Source organism: Trujillonella humicola, assembly GCF_046233715.1.
GTDB classification, from domain to species: domain Bacteria; phylum Actinomycetota; class Actinomycetes; order Mycobacteriales; family Geodermatophilaceae; genus Trujillonella; species Trujillonella humicola.
The window spans coordinates 1-17533 of the sequence record NZ_JBJNRJ010000010.1 but is presented as its reverse complement, the minus strand read 5'-3'; the positions used below and the strand labels follow the sequence as shown (position 1 = coordinate 17533).

Below are 17533 nucleotides of genomic sequence, written 5' to 3'. Positions count from 1 at the left end.
GGGCGCCGACCCCGCTCACCGGGACGCACCCGGCGACGCCGGGTGGAGCAGCGCGTCGACCTGACCCCGCAGCGCGGCCACCAGGACGGGCAGGTCGGGCACCCGGTCGGCGTCGGCGACGACCGTGACGGTGAGCGTGCCGGCGTAGGACAGCGCGCCGAAGGCGACGGTGACGTTCCCCGACTCCCCCGCGGCCAGCGGCAGGACCGCCTCGACCGGCCGGCCGGCCAGCTGCAACGGCCGGTCGGGGCCGGGCACGTTGCTGACCAGCGTGTGGAAGCGCCGCTGGCGCCGCAGGTACCAGCGGTAGCCGCCGGCCGCCGCGAGCACCCGGAAGACCGGCCCGAGCAGGGCGGGGAGCGGCGGCCCGGTGGCGGTTCCCCGCGCGCCCCGGACCGTGCCGGCGAACCGGCGCAGCCGCCCGGCTGGGTCCCCGGTCGTCGGGACGGCGACGACCAGAGGGGCGTTCGCGTTGCCCATCCGGTCGGTACCGGCGGCCGGCCTCGCCGAGACGACGACGGTGACGACGAGGGGGTCGACCGACTCGCCGCGACCCGCCAGGAGCTCGCCCAGCGCGCCGGCCACCGCGACCAGGAGCGCGTCGTTCACGGTGCCGCCGGCCCGGTGCGCGGCCGTCCGCAGCTGCGCGAGGTCCACGTGGACCGCGGCCGCCCGGGTCCGCGGTCCGGTCGGGGCCAGCAACGAGCACGGCTGGGCGGGGGGCGCGTGCAGCCCCCGCGCCGCCCGGACGGCGGCCCCCAGCTGCCGGGCGCCGCTGCGCCAGCGCCGCACCGCCCGCAGCCGGCCGGCCCAGGCGTCGGCAGCGAGGACGCGGTACGGGGGCCGCGGGTGCGGCGGTGCCGGCGTCGACGGCGACCCGCCGTCCACCAGGCCGGCGAGCAGCGCGAGACCGCCGATGCCGTCGGCGAGCACGTGCGACAGGACGACGACCAGGCCGGTCCGCCCGCCGTCCAGTCCGGGCACGACCACCGCCCGCCAGCCCGGACGGTCGGCCGGCAGCGGATCGCTCACCAGCCCGGTGGCGAGGTCCAGCAGAGCCTGCTCGTCACCCGGCGGAGGGCAGGCCACCTCCTGCACGTGCGCTCGGGGGTCGTCGTCCGGGTCGTCGGCCCACACCGGACGGCCGGCACCGGGCGGCACGCGGACCAGCCGCTGCCGCAGCCGGGGTACGGCGCCCAGCCACTGCGCCACGGTGCCGGCGAGGTCCCCCGGCCCGGGGCCGAGCAGGAGGACCGCCGCCATCTGCATCGGGACGCTGCCGCGTCGGCTCATCGCGCGGACCGCCAGGTCGGCCGCCCCCGCCCGCTCGACGACGGGCCCGGCCGGCCGACCTGGCGGCGGCACCGGCGAGGTCAGGGCGCGCTCACCCCCGCGGCGGGTTCGGCCGGCCTCGCCACCGGCGCTCCCGCCGGCCGGGACGGCAGGGGCACCACCATGACGGGGCACGGCGCGGCCACCAGGCAGCGCAGCGCCACCGACCCCAGGAGCAGGCCCCGGATGCCGCCGTGGCCGCGGGTCCCCACGACCAGGTGCGCGGCCCGGGCGGCGCTGCGCACCAGGGCCTCGGCCGCGGTGCCCTCGACCACCACCACCTCGACCGGCGGGCCGACGTCGGTCCCGTCGTCCTCGGCGAGCTCCTGCACGACCTCCTCGACCAGCCGCCACGTGCCCCGCTCCACCTCGGCGCGCAGCTCACGCATGGTCGCCGGCACGTAGCCGTAGGTCTCGGTCGACAGCTCCGCGGGCTCGTAGGCGGCCAGCACCTCCAGCGAGGCGCCGGCCCGCCGTGCCTCCCGGAGCGCGACGGCCAGCGCCGCGCGAGCGCCCGCCGACCCGTCCACGCCGGCCACCACGCGTGGCTCCGGCGCGAGCGGAGCCGGGTGCGGCGGCACGAGCACCACCGGGCAGGTGGCGCCGGTGGCGCAGTGCAGGGCCACCGACCCCAGCAGCGCGCTGCGGACGGCGCCCCGCCCGCGGCTGCCGACGACGAGCAGCTCGGCGTCCCGCGAGCGCTCGACCAGGACCGGCCCGGCCGGGCCCTCGGAGACGACGAGGTCGACGGTTTCCTCGTCGTCTCCGAGGGGCCCCACGGCCCGGCGCACCTCCTCGACCGACGCCCGGGCGCGGGCCGCGGTGTCCCGGGCCAGCGCCTCCGGGTCGGGCACCAGCGCCCGCACGCCGCCGGCCAGCGGCAGCGGAACCGGGTAGGCCGCGACCACCTCCAGGTCGGCTCCCCGGCCCGCCGCCTCCCGCATGGCGTGCGCCAGGGCGGCGGTGCTCCCGGGCGATCCGTCCACGCCCACCACCACGCGGGGCCGACCACCGGTCTCGGGTCCGTGCATGGCTGCTCCTCGCTGGCCGGCCCCGCGGTCCGGGGTCTCCCGGCGACCATGCGCGGGTGCCGGGACCGACGGCCACCGGCGAACGACCCTGGTGCCCGGGACCGGTGCCCCTGGCCCGGGCTCCCCGCGGCCGGGGATCGTCCTCCTCGCCGACCACGGCTGCGGCGCCCGGGCCGGCGTGGAGGTGGTTCGCGATGCGGCTCCGACGGTTCGGAACGGCGCTGGCGGCCGTCGTGGTCGCCCTCCTCACGGCCGGGCTCGCGACCGTGCCCGCAGCCGCCGCACCGGTGTGCACCCAGGCCGACCCGGTGGTGCGCCGCCACTGCGAGCTCGGCGGGGTGGCCGGCTTCCTGGGCGCGCCCACCACGGCGGTCCTGCCCACGCCCGACCGGGTCGGCTGCTTCCAGTACTACCGCGGCGGCTCGATCTACTGGACCCCGGCGACCGGCGCCCGGGAGGTGCACGGCGCGATCCTCGCGAAGTGGGGCTCGATGGGCTGGGAACGCAGCCTGCTCGGCTACCCCGTCACCGACGAGCTCACCGCCCCCGACGGGATCGGCCGCGGTTCCTTCTTCCAGCGCGGGGCCATCTACTGGACGCCGTCCACGGGCGCGCACGAGGTGCACGGCGCGATCCTCGCGAAGTGGCGCTCGATGGGGCTGGAGCGCAGCGTGCTGGGGTACCCGGTGACCGACGAGTTCCCCATGCCCGACGGGGTCGGGCGGGCGAGCTTCTTCCAGGGCGGCGCCATCTACTGGACGCCGGCGACCGGTGCGCACGAGGTGCACGGCGCGATCCTCGCCCGCTGGGCGGGCGATGGGCTGGGAGCGCAGCCCGCTGGGCTACCCCATCACCGACGAGTACAGCGTGAACGCCGGTCGGCAGAGCGACTTCCAACGGGGGTTCCTGCGCTGGACCGAGGCGACCGGGAACGTGCGCACGGCACTCCTGGACCCCTACGACCGGTCGGGGACGTGGGTCTCGAGGTTCGGCTTCAGCCGGGAGTTCGGCGGGCCGAACCCGCCGATCGCGCCCTCGGCCGTCGACGCCATGGCCGCCGCCGGGGTGGACACGATCTACCTGCAGGCGGCGTCCAAGGACCCGCGCTACCCGGACCTGATCAGCCCCGACCTGCTCGGCCAGTTCCTCACCCGCGCGCACGCGCGCGGCATGCAGGTGGTGGCCTGGTACCTCCCCGAGCTGACCGACGTCGAGGCCGACCTGCGGCGACTGCGGGCCATGGTCGACTTCCGCGCGTCCGGGCAGGCGTTCGACGCGGTCGCGGTCGACATCGAGGACCTCACGGTGGCCGACGTCGACCTGCGCAACGCCCGGCTGGTCGACCTGTCGGCCCGGCTGGCCGCGTACGCGCCGTCGACCACGCTCGGCGCCATCGTCCTCCCTCCGGTGGTCACCGACGTGCTCAACACCGCCTACTGGCCGCGGTTCCCCTGGCGGCAGCTCGCTCCGCACTACCAGGTCTGGCTGCCCATGGCGTACTGGAGCAACCGGACGGCGGCCTCCGGCTGGCGGGACGCCTACCGGTACACCGGCGAGAACATCGCCCGGGTGCGCGCCAACCTCGGGGAGCCCTGCGCCGCCGTCTCGGTCATCGGCGGGTTCGGCACCGGCATCCCCGCGAGCGACTACGCGGCCATGGCGCGCGCGGCGGCCGACCAGGGCGCGATCGGGGTGTCGATCTGGGACTGGAACACGACCCCGCCGGCCTCGTGGCCCCCGATCCGCGACTACGCGGTGCGGGGCTGCTGAGCTCCGCGCCGGCCGCGGGTCAGCGGATGCCGGCCCACCGGTCACGCTCGAGCGCGTAGGGGTCCTCCAGCAGACGTGGCTCGACGTCCAGGCGCATCACCGCCCGCCGGGGCAGCTCGTAGCGCGGCCAGCCGGGGTCCCCGGTCGCGGCGAAGTCCACCCAGGCCCGGTGCACGGTGTCGGCCAGCGCCTGGGGCGGGTCCTCGCCCAGCGCGCCGCCGAGCATCTGCTGCCGGCCGAGGTCGAGGGTGTCGAACACGAAGGGGATCTCCAGCCCGTGGCAGGCGCCCAGCGCGCCGCCGAAGGCGGGCGAGGGCCAGGCGAACTCGTACACGAACGTGGCCGCCGGGCCCGGCGCGTGGGCGTCGGCCAGCCGCAGCGCCGGGACGCGCACCCACCAGTCGGTGAGCACCGCCGCCAGCACCTCGCCGGCGGGCAGGCCCGGGTCGGCGGCGCGGTGGGCGGCCAGGGCCGCGGCCGGGTCCAGCCCGAAGGCGGCCAGCCCCCGGCTGCCCGACACCTCCACGGGCGCGGTCAGCACGTCGTCGGTGACCGTGTCCAGGTAGCCGCCGAGCACGGGGAACAGCCGCCAGTCGTCGGAGTTGGTGCCCAGCAGGACGTCGACGTCCGCGGCCGACCCGCCGGCGATCCGGTCCAGCGGCGGGGCGGGCAGGACCGCGCCGTCGACCACCGGGTGGAACGGCATCGTGCTCGCCACCACGGCCGGCCCCCAGCGGGCCGGATCGGGGTCGGCGACCACCTCGCCGTCCACCACGGCCTGTGCCTCGAGCAGCCGGTCGACCGGCACCGCGGCGAGGGCCTCCCTCGTCGCGGGGACCCCCAGCAGGTCGGCGAGCCGGGCGCCGATGCGGGCGGCGTCGTCCGGCGCGACCACGTGGGAGGCGGCGCCGCTCTGGAGCACCGCCCGGCGGAACAGGCCCGCCGCACGCGGCATGGACAGCAGCGACCCGATGCACATGGCCCCGGCCGACTCCCCGCAGACGGTGACCCGGTCGGGGTCGCCGCCGAACGCGGCGATGTTCTCGTGCACCCACTCCAGCGCGGCGACGTGGTCGAGCAGGCCCAGGTTCGCGCCGTCGTCCCCGTTCCCGAGGTACAGGAACCCGTCGGCACCGGTGCGCCAGTTGATCGGCACGCACACCACGCCGTCGCGGGCGAAGCGGCTGCCGTCGTAGCTGCCGCCCGAGGAGTAGTGGAAGGCGCCCCCGGGTGTCCACACCAGGACCGGCAGCCCGGTCTCCCCCGGGTCCGGTGTCCACACGTTGAGGTTCAGGCAGTCGTCGCCCGGTGCGGCCGGGTCCCAGACCATCCCGCTGGGGTCCTCGCCGAACTGCGGCTGCGGCGGCTCGGGGCCCAGCACGGTGGCGTCGCGGACGCCCTCCCACGGCTCGACCGGCGCGGGCGGACGCAACCGCCGGGGACCGACCGGCGGCGCGGCGTAGGGAACGCCGAGGTAGGCGCACGCACCCCGGGTCCGCAGGCCGCGCAGCCGGCCGCTGCGGACGTGCACGACCGGTGCGGTGCCGCGGTCGCCCAGCACCGGCGCGCTCACCGGGAGCTCCCCGCCGCGTACATCCGCAGCAGCGACGCCAGGGCCGCGACGACGCCGATGCAGGATCCGACCACACCGACGACGAGGACGACCCGGAACACGACCTCCCACCCGCCGGTGACGTCGAACGGGAACACCCGGTACACCGCGGCGGTGGCCACCGCGCCGAGCGCCGAGGTCACGACCAGCCCGGCCGGGGCCACCCAGGCCGGGGTGCGGAGCACCTGCACGAGGTGGACGACGAGGCCGGCGACCAGCGCGGCGGTGACGACGCCGAGCACCCGCGGGGTCTCGCCGGTGAGGAGGGGCACGACGTCCCAGCCGGGCCAGGCGTGGATCGCGACCAGCAGCACGGCGTCCACCAGCGCGCCCAGGGCGTGCCCGGCCCGGCGACCGGGCGGTGGCGGCGACGGTACGGCGGCGGGCGCCGGGGCAGGGCTCGGCGCAGGACGGGTCCGGGTCATGACGGCTCCTCGAGGTCGGCTCCCTGCGCACGATGCTGGGGACCCCGCCCGCCGCGCGGACGGGGCCGGAGGTCCGTCCCGGCGGGGCCGTAGGCCCCCAGCCGCGCGACGACCTCGACCAGCAGCGCGCCGGCGGCGCCCAGGCCCGCGGCCAGCAGCAGCCCCACCGGGGACGGTTCCAGCAGGAGGACGTCGGTGCGGAACGACGGCGCCGCGATCGCGAGCGCGGCGAGGCCGGCCATGGCGGCCACCAGCACCGCCTTCCCGGCGGTCAGCGGCCGGGCCAGGACGGCGAGGATCCACAGCGCGACGACGAGGACGACGACCGTCGCCGTGGTGCGGGCCGCCGGCACCCCACCGCCGGGGTCGAGCAGCCGCGTGCCGGCATAGCCCGCGTACGCCGCAGCGGCGACGACGGCCCCGGCGGGCACCGAGAACCGCAGCACCCGCGCGACGAAGCCCGGCACGTAGCGCCGCCGGTTCGGCGCCAGCGCGAGGAAGGCGCCGGGCACACCGATGGTGAGGACGGAGATCAGCGTCAGCTGCACCGGGGCCAGCGGGTAGGCCACCAGCGTGGCCACCGTGACCAGGGCGAGGACCAGGCTGTACACGTTCTTGACCAGGAACAGGTTGGCCGCCCGCTCGATGTTGGCGATGACCCGGCGTCCCTCGGCGACGGCGTGCGGCAGGGAGGCGAACCGGCCGTCGAGCAGGACCAGCTGCGCCACCGCCCGCGTCGCCGGGGCGCCGTTGCCCATGGCGACGCCGATGTCGGCGTCCTTGAGCGCGAGCGCGTCGTTGACGCCGTCGCCGGTCATCGCGACCACGTGGCCCCGGGCGCGCAGCGCCCGCACCATGGCCCGCTTCTGGTGCGGGGTGACCCGGCCGAAGACGCTCGCCTCCTCCAGCGCCTCCCCCAGCCCGGCCTCGTCCTCCGGCAGGCCACGGGCGTCGACGGCGTCCCCGGCGCCGTCGACGCCGGGGACGCCCACGGCCGCGGCCACCGCGCCCACGGTGCGGGGGTTGTCCCCCGAGATGATCTTCAGGGCGACGCCCTGGTCGGTGAAGAAGCCCAGCACCTCGGCGGCGTCGGGGCGGATCCGCTCGGCCAGCACCACGAGCGCCACCGGCTCGAGACCGGCCGGCAGGCCAGGATCGGCCGCGGTGCCGCTCCACGGGCGCGCCGACCGGGCCAGCAGCAGCACCCGCCGCCCGGCGGCGGCCAGGTCGTCGGCCCGGCCCCGGGCGTCCCGCCCGGCCGGGCCGGAGGGGGCCGGCAGCACCATCTCCGGCGCGCCGAGCACCCAGGTGACGTCCCCGGCCGTGCGCAGCGCCGACCACTTGCGCGACGACGCGAACGGCACGCCGCCGACCGCCCGCCCACCGCCGGTGTCGGGGAAGGCGGCGGCCAGTGCCCGCGCGGTCGCGTTGCCACCGTCGGCGGCGGCGAGCAGGGCCAGCGCCGCCGGCACCCCGTCGTCGGGGGCGAGCGGGACGAGCTCGTCGAAGGCGACGTCGCCGGAGGTGAGGGTGCCGGTCTTGTCCAGGCACACGACGTCGACGCGGGCCAGCCCCTCCACCGCCGGCAGCTCCTGGACCAGCACCTGCCGCCGGGTCAGGCCGAGGGTGGCCACGAGGAAGGCCAGCGTGGTGAGCAGCACCAGCCCCTCGGGGACCATCCCGACCAGCGCGCCGACGGTGCCGGTGACCGCGTCGCGCCAGTCGGCGTTGTCCTCGGTCCGGAACTGGCTCCACAGCACCAGCGGGCCGACGACCAGCAGGCCCACGGCGATCCAGCGCAGGATCCGGGTCGTGCCCTCCTGCAGCTCCGACCGGGCGGTGGTGAACACGCGCGCCTCGGCCGCCAGGCGAGCGGCGTAAGCGGCCGCCCCCACCGCGGTGGCCTGCATCGCGCCGCTGCCGGCGAGGACGACCGAGCCCGACAGCAGCCGGTCCCCCGGCGCCTTGCCCACGGCATCGGACTCGCCGGTGAGCAGCGACTCGTCGACCGACAGGCCGCTGCCGTCGCGCAGGACGCCGTCCACCGGCACCTGGTCGCCGGCCCGGACCACCAGCAGGTCGTCGAGGACGACGTCCTCGACCGCCACCTCCTGCTCCCGGCCGTCGCGCACCGGACGGGCCCGCGGGGCGCTGAGGACGGCCAGCCGGTCCAGCGTCCGCTTGGCCCGCAGCTCCTGGGAGATGCCGATCGCCGCGTTGGCCACCACCACCCCGCCGAACAGCGCGTTCTGCCACCGGCCGGTCAGCGCGGCGACCACCCACAGGGCGGCGAGCAGGCCGTTGAAGAAGGTGAGCACGTTGGCCCGCAGGATCTCGGCCACCGTGCGGCTGGTGCGGGCCGCCGTGGCGTTGACCGCCCCGGCGGCGACCCGGTCGGCCACCTGCGCCGCGGTCAGGCCGGCGGGCGGTGTCGCCGGCCGTGCCTGCGCGGGCGCCTGCGCCCCGGCGGTCACAGCAGGCCCCCGGCGCGGAGGTTGAGGGCCACCAGCCACGCGGTCAGGAGGGCCCCGCCGACGGTCCCGAGGGCCAGCAGCATCCGACGGGCGCTCCAGCGCTGCACGCGGATCCTCGGGTGGACCGGGAGCCCGCGGCGCAGCAGCGCCACGAGGTCGCGGCCGTCGTCCTCCATCCGCCGGCGCAGCTGCCGCGGCACCGTCAGGGAGTTCGTGGTCGCGAACGCCTCGGCGAGCTCCTCGTCGGTGAACAGCCGCCGCGCCCGGGCCCGCACCCGGTCGGGGTCGGCGGCCAGCGCGCAGATCAGCAGCATGTTCGCCAGGTCGACGGCCTGCCGCCAGCGCGAGGGCCGCAGCTCGCCGAACGACACGTCCACGAGGACGACGCGGTCATCCCGGGCCAGCACGTTCGAGGGCTTCACGTCGCGGTGCGCCGCGCCGGCCGCCCACAGCTGCCGCACCTGGTGCAGGGCGTCGTCCAGGACCGCCTCGCCCATCCCCGAGTCCAGGACCTCGACGGCGCCCGGGACGAACTCGGTGACCAGCAGGTACTCGCGGCCGGGCACCACCTCGACCACCCCCACGGGCGCGGGCACGCGGACGCCGCCGTCGCGCAGCAGCCGCAGCATGTAGTCCTCGTGCTCGACGAGGCGGCGCACCGAGGAGAACGGCGCCTCGTCCTCCAGCCGGCCGTAGCGCAGCACCCGGAACAGCTTGTACCAGCGGTCCGAGCGCAGGTGGGTGAGCGAGTACAGCTTGCCGAAGAGGACCTCCGGGGGGCCGCCGGCCAGGATCAGCCGGCACGGCGTGGACCCCGCGGAGCCGTCGAGCCGGTACGGCTCGATCGAGGCGAGCTCCAGGCCGAGCTGGTCGCGCAGCGCCGCTCGGATCCGCGCGGTCCGCGGCGGGTCCAGGGCCAGGTGGGCCTTCACCCGCCGCCGGTAGGTGACCGGGAACGCCGGCTCCGGGGCGAGCAGGGTGAAGGTGATGACGGCGATGCCGCAGCCGAGGACCGCGCTGGCGACCGCGGTGGAGGCGTCGTCCGCGCCGAGCGCGATCCGCGGGGCGGTGCACAGCGCCAGCAGGGCCACCACGGCCGCCCAGCCCCAGCGGCGTGCTCGCCCGGACGGGGTCAGCACGTACAGGGTGCCGACGGCGACGGTGGCGAGGACGACCTCCGGCCAGGCGGAGAGGTCGAACGCCTCCGGTGAGCCGGTGACCTCCTCGCGGACCGCGCGCACCAGCACGGCCTCCCCGACCGCGAGCTGGGCCACCGCGGCGACCGCGGAGATGCTCCCCAGGTAGACCAGCAGGTGCCGCCAGCGCGCCGTCCAGACCAGCACGAGGGAGGTGGGCAGCCACAGCGTGCGGTACCCGAGCTCGGTACCCAGCCGGGCCAGGTCGGCCGCCAGGTCCGGGCGCCGGCCGCCGGGGACGAGCAGGTCGGTGGCCGCGCGGTCCAGCGGCGGCAGGCCGCCCGGGCGCCCCGACCAGACGACCAGCAGGACGGCGGCGGCCGCGGCGGCCGCGCCCCACGCCCACACCGGGCCCGGGACCGGGCCGTGCAGCCGGTCCCGGCCCGAGGGACGGCGGGCTCCGCCGCCGGCCGGCCAGGACGGCCGCCGGATCGGGCGGCCGGGAGCAGCCGGCCGGACGTCGGTCACCGGGCGATCGTCGGGCCGGGCACGTCCCATCGGCCCGGGTCGCGGGGCCCGACCGGGCGGGCCGGAGGTCCTGCCGTCAGGCCGTCCGCGCCAGCGCCCGGTGCGCGACCGGCCGCGGCACGGCCGGGCGCAGCAGCGTCTTGCCCTCGGGACGGACGACGACGAGGTCGCCGCCGCGCGCGGTGGCGACCAGCGCCTGGTAGACGAGCGGGTCCATCAGGGCGGTGCGGTGCCGCCCGTGCACGCCCGTGGCACCGACCGCGCGCAGGACCGCCGCGTCGAGCGCGGCGAGGGCGGTGGTGCGCAGCCGGTCGGGGACGCCGCTGTCCAGGAGCACCACGGCCAGCACGGTCGCCTCCCGCAGCGCGGCCTCCTGCAGCGCCCAGACCAGCGCGGCGGGCGGCTCGGTGGACGGCGTCGCGACCGGGACCAGCAGCCACGGCGTCCGGCGCGCCGGGGCCACGTGGCCGGCGTCGGCGGTGGGCGACGACTCGGCTGCGGCGCGGACCGGGGGCGTCATGCGACGACCGTGCTGGGCGGACCGGGCGGTCGGCAGGGACCTCGGTCACCGCCGGGCAGGGCCGCACGGCGGCACCGAGGTCCCGCAGCTCGCGACCTCGTGCCCTGCCGCGGGTCCCGCCGCCCCGCCGAGGCTGGCCGCACCCCCGACCCGGAGGTCACCCATGTCCGTCCTGCAGCGGCCGTCCCCGGCCGGACCCGCGACCCGCGCGCGTGCCCGGGTCGTCGCCGGCCTGCTCCTGCTCGCGGCCGGCGCGGCCACCGTCCTCGCGATCATGACCGCCGAGGTCCTCTACCCCGCGGCCTACGACCCGCAGCGGAACACGATCAGCGACCTCGCCGCGATGCGCCCGGACGACGTGGTGCGCCAGCCCTCGGCCGCCGTCTTCAACGTCACGATGGTCGTCGCCGGCCTGCTGATCGCCGCCGCGGCGCTGCTGCTGGCCCGTGCGGCGGCCCGCCGGTCCGCCGTCGTCCCGGTCGGGCTGCTCGGGCTGGGCTGCGTCGGCGTGGGGCTCTTCCCCGGCAACACGGTCATGGCCGTCCACGAGGTCGTCTCCCTCGTCGCCTTCCTGAGCGGTGCGCTGGCGGTCCTGCTGACCGCCCCGCTGTCACCCCGGGCGCTGCGGCCGGTCCACGCCGTCCTCGGCGCCGTCTCGCTGGCCATGCTGGTCGGCTACTACCTGTTCCCCGACCGTGCGCTGTTCGACGCGCTCGGCGAGGGCGGTGTCGAGCGCTGGATCGCCTTCCCCGTGCTGCTGTGGCTGCTGGTCCTCGGCAGTGCCCTCGCGGCCGGGCGTGAGCGGGGTGCGGCGTGACCGCCTCGGCGGGCACCCGGCCCACGCCGGGTGCGCCGGTCACGGGCACGCCGGCCGCGGCCGCGGTCGGCCCGGCGCCCGTCGTCCGCCGCGGCACCGACCTGGTCCGCGTGGGGCTCGGGTCGGTCGTGCTCGGCATCGGCTTCCTGCTCGCGCGGCAGGGCGAGCTGTCGGCCGTCGAGCGGGACCTCTTCCGGCTGGTCAACGACCTGCCGGCGCTCGTCTTCCCCGCGGTGTGGGTGGTGATGCAGCTGGGCAACGTCGTCGCCGTCCCGGTGCTGGCGGGGCTCGCCGCGCTGACCCGCCGGCTGAGGCTGGCCCGCGACCTGCTCGTCTCCGGCCTCCTCGCCTACGTCGGCGCGGACCTGGTGAAGTCGGTGGTCGGCCGCGAGCGGCCCGGCGGCCTGCCGGTGGGCACCGTCCTGCACGAGGGGCCGATCGGCGGCCTCGGCTTCGTCTCGGGCCACTCGGCGGTCGCCGCCGCGCTGGCCACCGCCGCCGCCCCCTACCTGTCCCGCCGGGGCCGGCACGTGGTCTGGGCGCTGGCGTGGGGCGTCGGGCTGGCGCGGATCTACGCCGGCGCGCACCTGCCCCTCGACGTCGTCGGCGGGCTGGCGCTCGGGTGGGCGATCGGGTCGCTCGTGCACTGGGCCTTCGGCATCCCGCGGCGGACGGTGCGCCCGGCGCGGGTGGAGGCGCTCCTGTCCGAGGTCGGGCTGCCCGGCAGCCGGGTGCGGCCGGCGCCGGTCCGGGCACGCAGCTCGCACCCCTTCGCCGCCGTCGACGCGACCGGCCGCCGGCTCTACGTGAAGTACCTCGAGCCCGACCGCAGCGAGCGGGACCGGCTGTACCGGGTGTGGCGGCTGCTCGCCGCCGGGGACGTCAAGGACGCCGACGCGATGGCGCCGCTGGGTCAGCAGGCCGAGCACGAGGCCGTGGCGGCGATGACCGCGCACGCCCGGGGGGTGCGCGTCCCGGAGGTCGTCGTCGCGCGCGGCGGCGACCGGGACGCCGTCGTCGTCCAGGAGCACGTCACCGGGCGGCCGCTGGACGAGCTGGACCCGGCGGAGGTGACCCCCGAGCTGCTGCGCGCGGTCTGGGAGCAGGTCGACCTGCTGCACGCCGCCCGGGTCGCCCACCGCGACCTGGTGGCCTCCAGCGTGCTGGTCGACACCGACCGCAGGCCGTGGCTGGTGGACTTCGGCAACGCCGAGACCGGCGCCTCCGACGACTCGCTGGCCGACGACGTCGCGCAGCTGCTGAGCTCGCTGGCCTGCGTGCTGGACCCGGTCCCCGTCGTCGACACCGCGGTCGGGGTGCTCGGGGCGCGGCCCGTCGGCGCGGCCCTGCCGTCGCTGGCGCCGCTGACCCTCGCCGCCGAGACCCGCCACCGGCTCGCCGGCCGGCCGCAGGTGCTGGCCGAGCTGCGCGCGGCGGTCCGGGCGCGGCTCGGGCTGCCGGACCCCGACCTGCCCGCCTGGCCGCCGGCCGGGCGCCCGGCGGTGGCGGCGGCCGCTGCCGGTGTCGTCGTCGTCCTCGCCGGGTTCCTCGTGCTGGCCGGGACCGCGGTGCTCGACACCCTCGAGCGCGGTGGGTGGCGGTGGCTCGGCGGCGCCGTGCTGCTGGCCGCGCTGGCCCGCGGGGTGGCCGCTGCCGCCGTCGTCACCTCGCTCCCCCGGCGCCTCGCCGTGGGCCGGGCCGTGCTCCTCACGGCCGCCTCCGACCGCGCCTCGCTGCTGCACGGCGCCGCCGGGAGGCGCCGTGCAGCGGCGCGCTACCTGGAGCGGGCGGGGATCCTGCCGGAGCAGGCGGCGCGGGCCGCGGGGCTCACCGTCGCCGGTCGCCTGGCCGGCGCCGCGGTCGTGCTCGTCAGCGCGGTCGCCCTCGGCCTCGCCCAGGACCGGCTCGGGGACTGGCAGGTGCCGGACGCGGTGCTGCGGCCGGTGCTGGTCGGCCTCGGCGCCGCCCTCCTCGTGGCCGCCGCCCAGGTGCTGGCCCGGCGCGCCGGCCCGGCGGCACCCCGCGGCTGGGTCCGGCCGGACCGGCTGCCGCCGCGGTGGCCCGCGCTGCTGGGCTGGGCGGCCCTGGTGGTCGCGCTGGAGGCCGCCGTGCTCGCCTGTGCGCTCCAGGCGGCCGGGGGGCGGCCGGCGGTCCTGGGGGTCGTGGCGGGCTACGCCGCGCTGCGCCTGGTGTGGACCGTCCTGCCGCTCACCGCCCTGCCCGGCGCGGCCGAGGCCGCGCTGGTGCTGCTGCTCACGGCTCTCGGTGCGCCGCCGGCCCCCGCGTGCGCGGCGGTGCTGCTCACCCGCGTGCTGCTGTTCTGGGTGCCGGCCGCCGTGGGCGCCGCGGTGGACCGCCCGGCGGTGGAACCGGTCAGCCGGCCTGCCCGGCTGCCGGCCACCCGGTGACGGAGCGGACGACCAGCTCGTCCACCTCCAGGCGGGCGATGCGGACCCGCTTCAGGTCGGCCCGGCCCACGGCCAGCCGGCCGACGGCGAGCGAGCCGACCACGAGGGTGCCGACCGCGAAGCCGCCGAGGGCCAGGGCGCCGGCAGCGACGGCGCGCAGCGCGACCGGGCCGCCGGCGACGGGGCCCACGGTGACGGGACGGCGGACGCGGATCGTGCGGGACGGGCTCATCGGGACCTCCGGATCGCCGGGACGGGTCCTCCGGACGGTGCCCGGCCGCGGTCCCGGGCGGGCAGGGGCGGAGGACCCTGGCCGCCCGGGCCGCCGGACCCCGCGCCCGTGACCTCCGGCCGCCGCGCCCGGACCGCGGGCGGCCCGACGCTGGGGCGGCCGGCCACCGGGCCGCCACCGAGCACGGGAGCCGACATGTCCGCCACCGCCCTGGCCGGCCCCCCGCCGGCCGACCTCACGTCGGCCGAGGCGGCGGCGCGGCGCCCGCCGGGCGGCAACCGGCTGCCCGTGGAGCAGCCGCCGTCGCCGGTGCGGCTGCTGGTCGCGCAGTTCGTGCACTTCTTCGCCCTGCTGCTGTGGGCCGCGGCGGGGCTGGCCCTCGTGGGCGGCCTGCCGCAGCTCGCGGTGGCCGTCGTCGTGGTCGTCGTCCTCAACGGGGTCTTCGCCTTCGTGCAGGAGTACCGGGCCGACCGCGCGGCCCAGGCCCTGCGAGACCTGGTCCCGCACCGGGTCACCGTGGTCCGCGACGGGCGCCGCCAGGAGGTCGACGCCGTGGACCTCGTCGTGGGCGACGTCGTCGTGCTGCAGGCCGGCGACCGGGTGGCCGCGGACCTGCAGGCGCTCGACGTCCACGGGCTGCGGGTGGACGAGGCCCTGCTCACCGGCGAGAGCGAGCCGGTCGGCAAGGCTCCCGGCGACCCGGCGGCCGCCGGCTGCTTCGTGGTCGAGGGCGAGGGGACGGCGGTGGTCACCGCCGTCGCCGGCGACACCCGCCTGGCCTCCCTCGCCACCCTGACCCGGGGCGTCGAGCGGGCGAAGACGCCGCTGGCGCGCGAGCTGGACCGGCTGGTCCGCACGATCACCGTCCTCGCGCTGGGCATCGGAGCCGTGTGCTTCGGCGCCGGCGTCCTGCTCGGCCTCCCCTTGAGCGACGGCTTCCTGTTCGCCGTCGGCGTCACCGTCGCGCTGGTCCCCGAGGGGCTGCTGCCCACGGTCACCCTCTCGCTGGCCCGCAGCGCGCAGCAGCTGGCCGGGCGCTCCGCGCTGGTGCGCCGGCTGGAGTCGGTGGAGACCCTCGGGTCGACGACGGTCATCTGCACGGACAAGACCGGCACGCTCACGCAGAACCGGATGGCCGTGCTCGACGTGTGGACCCCCGCCGGCCCCGTCACCGTCCGGGGCGAGGGATACGCCCCGGTCGCCGAAGTGGACGGGACGCCCCCGGCGGTCGCCGCGGGACGCCTGCTCGCCCGCACGGCGGCGCTGTGCTCCACCGGGCACATCCGGGAGGAGGACGGCGGCTGGGGAGCGGTCGGCGATCCCATGGAGGCCGCCATCGACGCCTTCGCCCGCCGGCTGGGGGTCGGCGGCACGGTCCGCGGGGCGCCCGCGGGCGAGCGGCGGTTCCCCTTCGACCCGCGGCGGCGCCGGATGTCGGTGTGGGACGACGGCGTCCTCTCGGTCAAGGGGGCCCCGGACAGCGTGCTCCCCCTGTGCACCGCCGACCCCGCCGCGTCGGCCGAGGCCGGGCGCATGGCGAGCCGGGGTCTGCGGGTGCTCGCGGTGGCCCGGCGGGTGGGCCCCCTGGCCGCGGACTGCACCGCGGAGGACGCCGAGCGCGATCTCGAGCTGCTCGGGCTGATCGGCCTGGAGGACCCGCCGCGGCCCAGCGTGCACGCGGCACTGGCCGACTGCCGGCGGGCGGGCATCGCGGTGGCGATGGTGACCGGTGACTCCGGCCCCACCGCCGAGGCCATCGCGCGGCAGACCGGGCTGTGGCGCGAGGGGACCAGCCGGGTGCTGCACGGCACGGACCTGCCCGCCGACGACACCACCCTCGGCGAGCTGGTCGACGCCGACGGCACGGTGGTGTGCCGGGTGGCGCCCGAGGACAAGCTGCGGATCGCGAGCGCCCTGCGGGCCCGCGGCCACGTCGTCGCCATGACCGGGGACGGCGTCAACGACGGCCCGGCGCTGCGGGCGGCCGACATCGGCGTCGCGATGGGTGTGGGCGGGACCGACGTGGCCCGCCAGGCCGCCGACCTCGTGCTGCTCGACGACGACTTCGCGACGATCGTCGCCGCCGTCCGCCAGGGCCGGGCGACGTTCGCCAACATCCGCCGCTTCCTGACCTACCACCTGACCGACAACGTGGCCGAGCTGGCCCCGTTCGTGGTGTTCACGGTGACCGGGGGCGGGATCCCGCTGGCGCTGTCGGTGCTGCAGGTGCTCAGCCTGGACATCGCCACCGACCTGCTGCCGGCGCTGGCGCTGGGCGCCGAACCGCCCTCACCACGGGTCCTGGACGGCCCGCCACCGCGCCGCCGGCTCGTGGACAGGGGGCTGCTGCGGCGGGCGCTGGCGGTGCTCGGACCGGTGGAGGCCACCGTCGCCATGGGCGCCTTCCTGACCGTGCTGCTGGCGGCGGGCTGGTCGTACGGGGCAGACGTCCCGGCCGGGGTCCTGGCGGGTGCGTCCGGCGCGGCGTTCACCGCCGTGGTCCTCGGCCAGTTCGCCAACGCCTTCGCGTGCCGGAGCACCAGCCGCCCCGCCTGGCGGCTCGGCTGGGCGGGCAACCGGTTGCTGGTGTGGGCGGTGGGCATCGAGCTGCTCGTGCTGGTCGGCATGCTCGTCGTCCCGCCGGTCGCCGACGTGCTCGGGCACCGGCCGCCGCCGCTGGCCGGGCTCCTGGTGGCCCTGCTGGCGGTGCCCGCGGTGCTGCTGGCCGACGGGGCGGTCAAGGCCCTCGCCGCCCGCCGCCGGGCCGGTGCGGCCGCCACCGGGTCGGACCCGCGGCACCCGGGAGCCGAGCGGGTGCGCTGAGGCCGCGTTCCCGGCCGGGTCCTGCGGCGTGGGCGCGCACACCGGACGCTGTTCTCGCTGGCCAGCGCCCCGAAAACTGTCGTACCCCGGGTCTAGCGTGCTGGTCATGGCGGGGGTGCGGGAGTTCGCGGTCGGGGTGACCGTGGTGCCGCTGGCCGCCGGCCCGGAGCGGGACGTGGAGCCGCTGCCGACCGATCCGGGGTGGGTGCCGGAGACGCTGCCGGAGATGCTGCCGCCGCGCCGGACGGCGGCGGCGAACGCGGCGCTGCTGCAGCAGATCACCGCCGCCGAGGCGATGCTGGCCGGGCTGCGGGTGCGGGCGGTGCTGGGCCTGGCCGCCGCCCGCCCCGACCCGCGTCACACCCACGGCGACGACGAGCAGCGCCGCCCGGGTGAGCTGGAGGGGGTGAGCGAGTTCTTCGCCG

General features: G+C 78.2%; 13 protein-coding genes and 1 pseudogene. 6 read left to right on the top strand and 8 right to left on the bottom strand.

All coding sequences use genetic code 11. From position 1 onward, the window contains the following. Positions 1-15: 15 nt before the first annotated feature. Together ACK586_RS07605 and ACK586_RS07600 are read right to left on the bottom strand one after the other, a co-directional pair. Entirely contained in the window at positions 16-1293 is a 1278-nt protein-coding gene (locus ACK586_RS07605; protein WP_409329855.1) for a wax ester/triacylglycerol synthase domain-containing protein, read from the bottom strand. Between the two features lie 80 nt (positions 1294-1373). Next, on the bottom strand, positions 1374-2363 hold the full coding sequence (locus tag ACK586_RS07600; RefSeq protein WP_409329854.1) for a universal stress protein: 990 nt from the start codon (positions 2361-2363) through the stop codon (positions 1374-1376). Between the two features lie 194 nt (positions 2364-2557). Between ACK586_RS07600 and ACK586_RS07595 the strand changes: the two are divergent. Further along, positions 2558-3124 (top strand): annotated as a pseudogene (locus tag ACK586_RS07595) (LGFP repeat-containing protein); the annotation flags it as partial. A gap of 55 nt (positions 3125-3179) precedes the next feature. Then, the gene (locus tag ACK586_RS07590) at positions 3180-4133 is read left to right on the top strand and encodes an LGFP repeat-containing protein (RefSeq protein WP_409329853.1); all 954 of its coding nucleotides are present in this window, start codon (positions 3180-3182) and stop codon (positions 4131-4133) included. 19 nt (positions 4134-4152) lie between these two features. Here the strand turns inward: ACK586_RS07590 and ACK586_RS07585 are convergent, their stop codons facing one another. From ACK586_RS07585 to ACK586_RS07565, 5 genes are all read right to left on the bottom strand, one after another. Further along, positions 4153-5706: a carboxylesterase/lipase family protein gene (locus ACK586_RS07585; RefSeq protein ID WP_409329852.1), complete on the bottom strand. Its 1554-nt coding sequence runs from the start codon at positions 5704-5706 to the stop codon at positions 4153-4155. Continuing rightward, complete coding sequence (locus tag ACK586_RS07580) at positions 5703-6170, bottom strand: hypothetical protein (protein ID WP_409329851.1); 468 nt, start codon at positions 6168-6170, stop codon at positions 5703-5705. Before ACK586_RS07580 ends, ACK586_RS07585 begins: the two co-directional genes overlap by 4 nt. Beyond that, the gene (locus ACK586_RS07575) at positions 6167-8644 is read right to left on the bottom strand and encodes an HAD-IC family P-type ATPase (RefSeq protein WP_409329850.1); all 2478 of its coding nucleotides are present in this window, start codon (positions 8642-8644) and stop codon (positions 6167-6169) included. The genes ACK586_RS07580 and ACK586_RS07575 overlap by 4 nt, the downstream gene beginning before the upstream one ends. Further along, complete coding sequence (locus tag ACK586_RS07570; RefSeq protein WP_409329849.1) at positions 8641-10308, bottom strand: RIO1 family regulatory kinase/ATPase domain-containing protein; 1668 nt, start codon at positions 10306-10308, stop codon at positions 8641-8643. Before ACK586_RS07570 ends, ACK586_RS07575 begins: the two co-directional genes overlap by 4 nt. 76 nt (positions 10309-10384) lie before the next feature. Then, positions 10385-10828 carry a hypothetical protein gene (locus ACK586_RS07565; RefSeq protein ID WP_409329848.1) on the bottom strand — a complete coding sequence of 148 codons (444 nt, stop codon included), beginning with the start codon at positions 10826-10828 and terminating at the stop codon, positions 10385-10387. Between the two features lie 163 nt (positions 10829-10991). Between ACK586_RS07565 and ACK586_RS07560 the strand changes: the two genes are divergently transcribed. Continuing rightward, entirely contained in the window at positions 10992-11645 is a 654-nt protein-coding gene (locus ACK586_RS07560; RefSeq protein ID WP_409329847.1) for a DUF998 domain-containing protein, read from the top strand. Beyond that, positions 11642-14053: a phosphatase PAP2 family protein gene (locus tag ACK586_RS07555; RefSeq protein ID WP_409329846.1), complete on the top strand. Its 2412-nt coding sequence runs from the start codon at positions 11642-11644 to the stop codon at positions 14051-14053. Before ACK586_RS07560 ends, ACK586_RS07555 begins: the two co-directional genes overlap by 4 nt. On the opposite strand, the gene ACK586_RS07550 is transcribed toward ACK586_RS07555, so the two are convergent. Next, positions 14019-14285 (bottom strand): hypothetical protein, encoded by a 267-nt coding sequence (locus ACK586_RS07550; protein ID WP_409329845.1) that lies wholly within the window; start codon positions 14283-14285, stop codon positions 14019-14021. The two genes, ACK586_RS07555 and ACK586_RS07550, sit on opposite strands and share 35 nt — an antisense overlap. Positions 14286-14480: 195 nt before the next feature. Here ACK586_RS07550 and ACK586_RS07545 point away from each other — a divergent pair, with 195 nt between their 5' ends. After that, complete coding sequence (locus ACK586_RS07545) at positions 14481-17108, top strand: cation-translocating P-type ATPase (protein ID WP_409329844.1); 2628 nt, start codon at positions 14481-14483, stop codon at positions 17106-17108. A gap of 106 nt (positions 17109-17214) precedes the next feature. Beyond that, a partial coding sequence (locus tag ACK586_RS07540; RefSeq protein WP_409329843.1) for a hypothetical protein occupies positions 17215-17533 on the top strand: 319 nt, incomplete at its 3' end.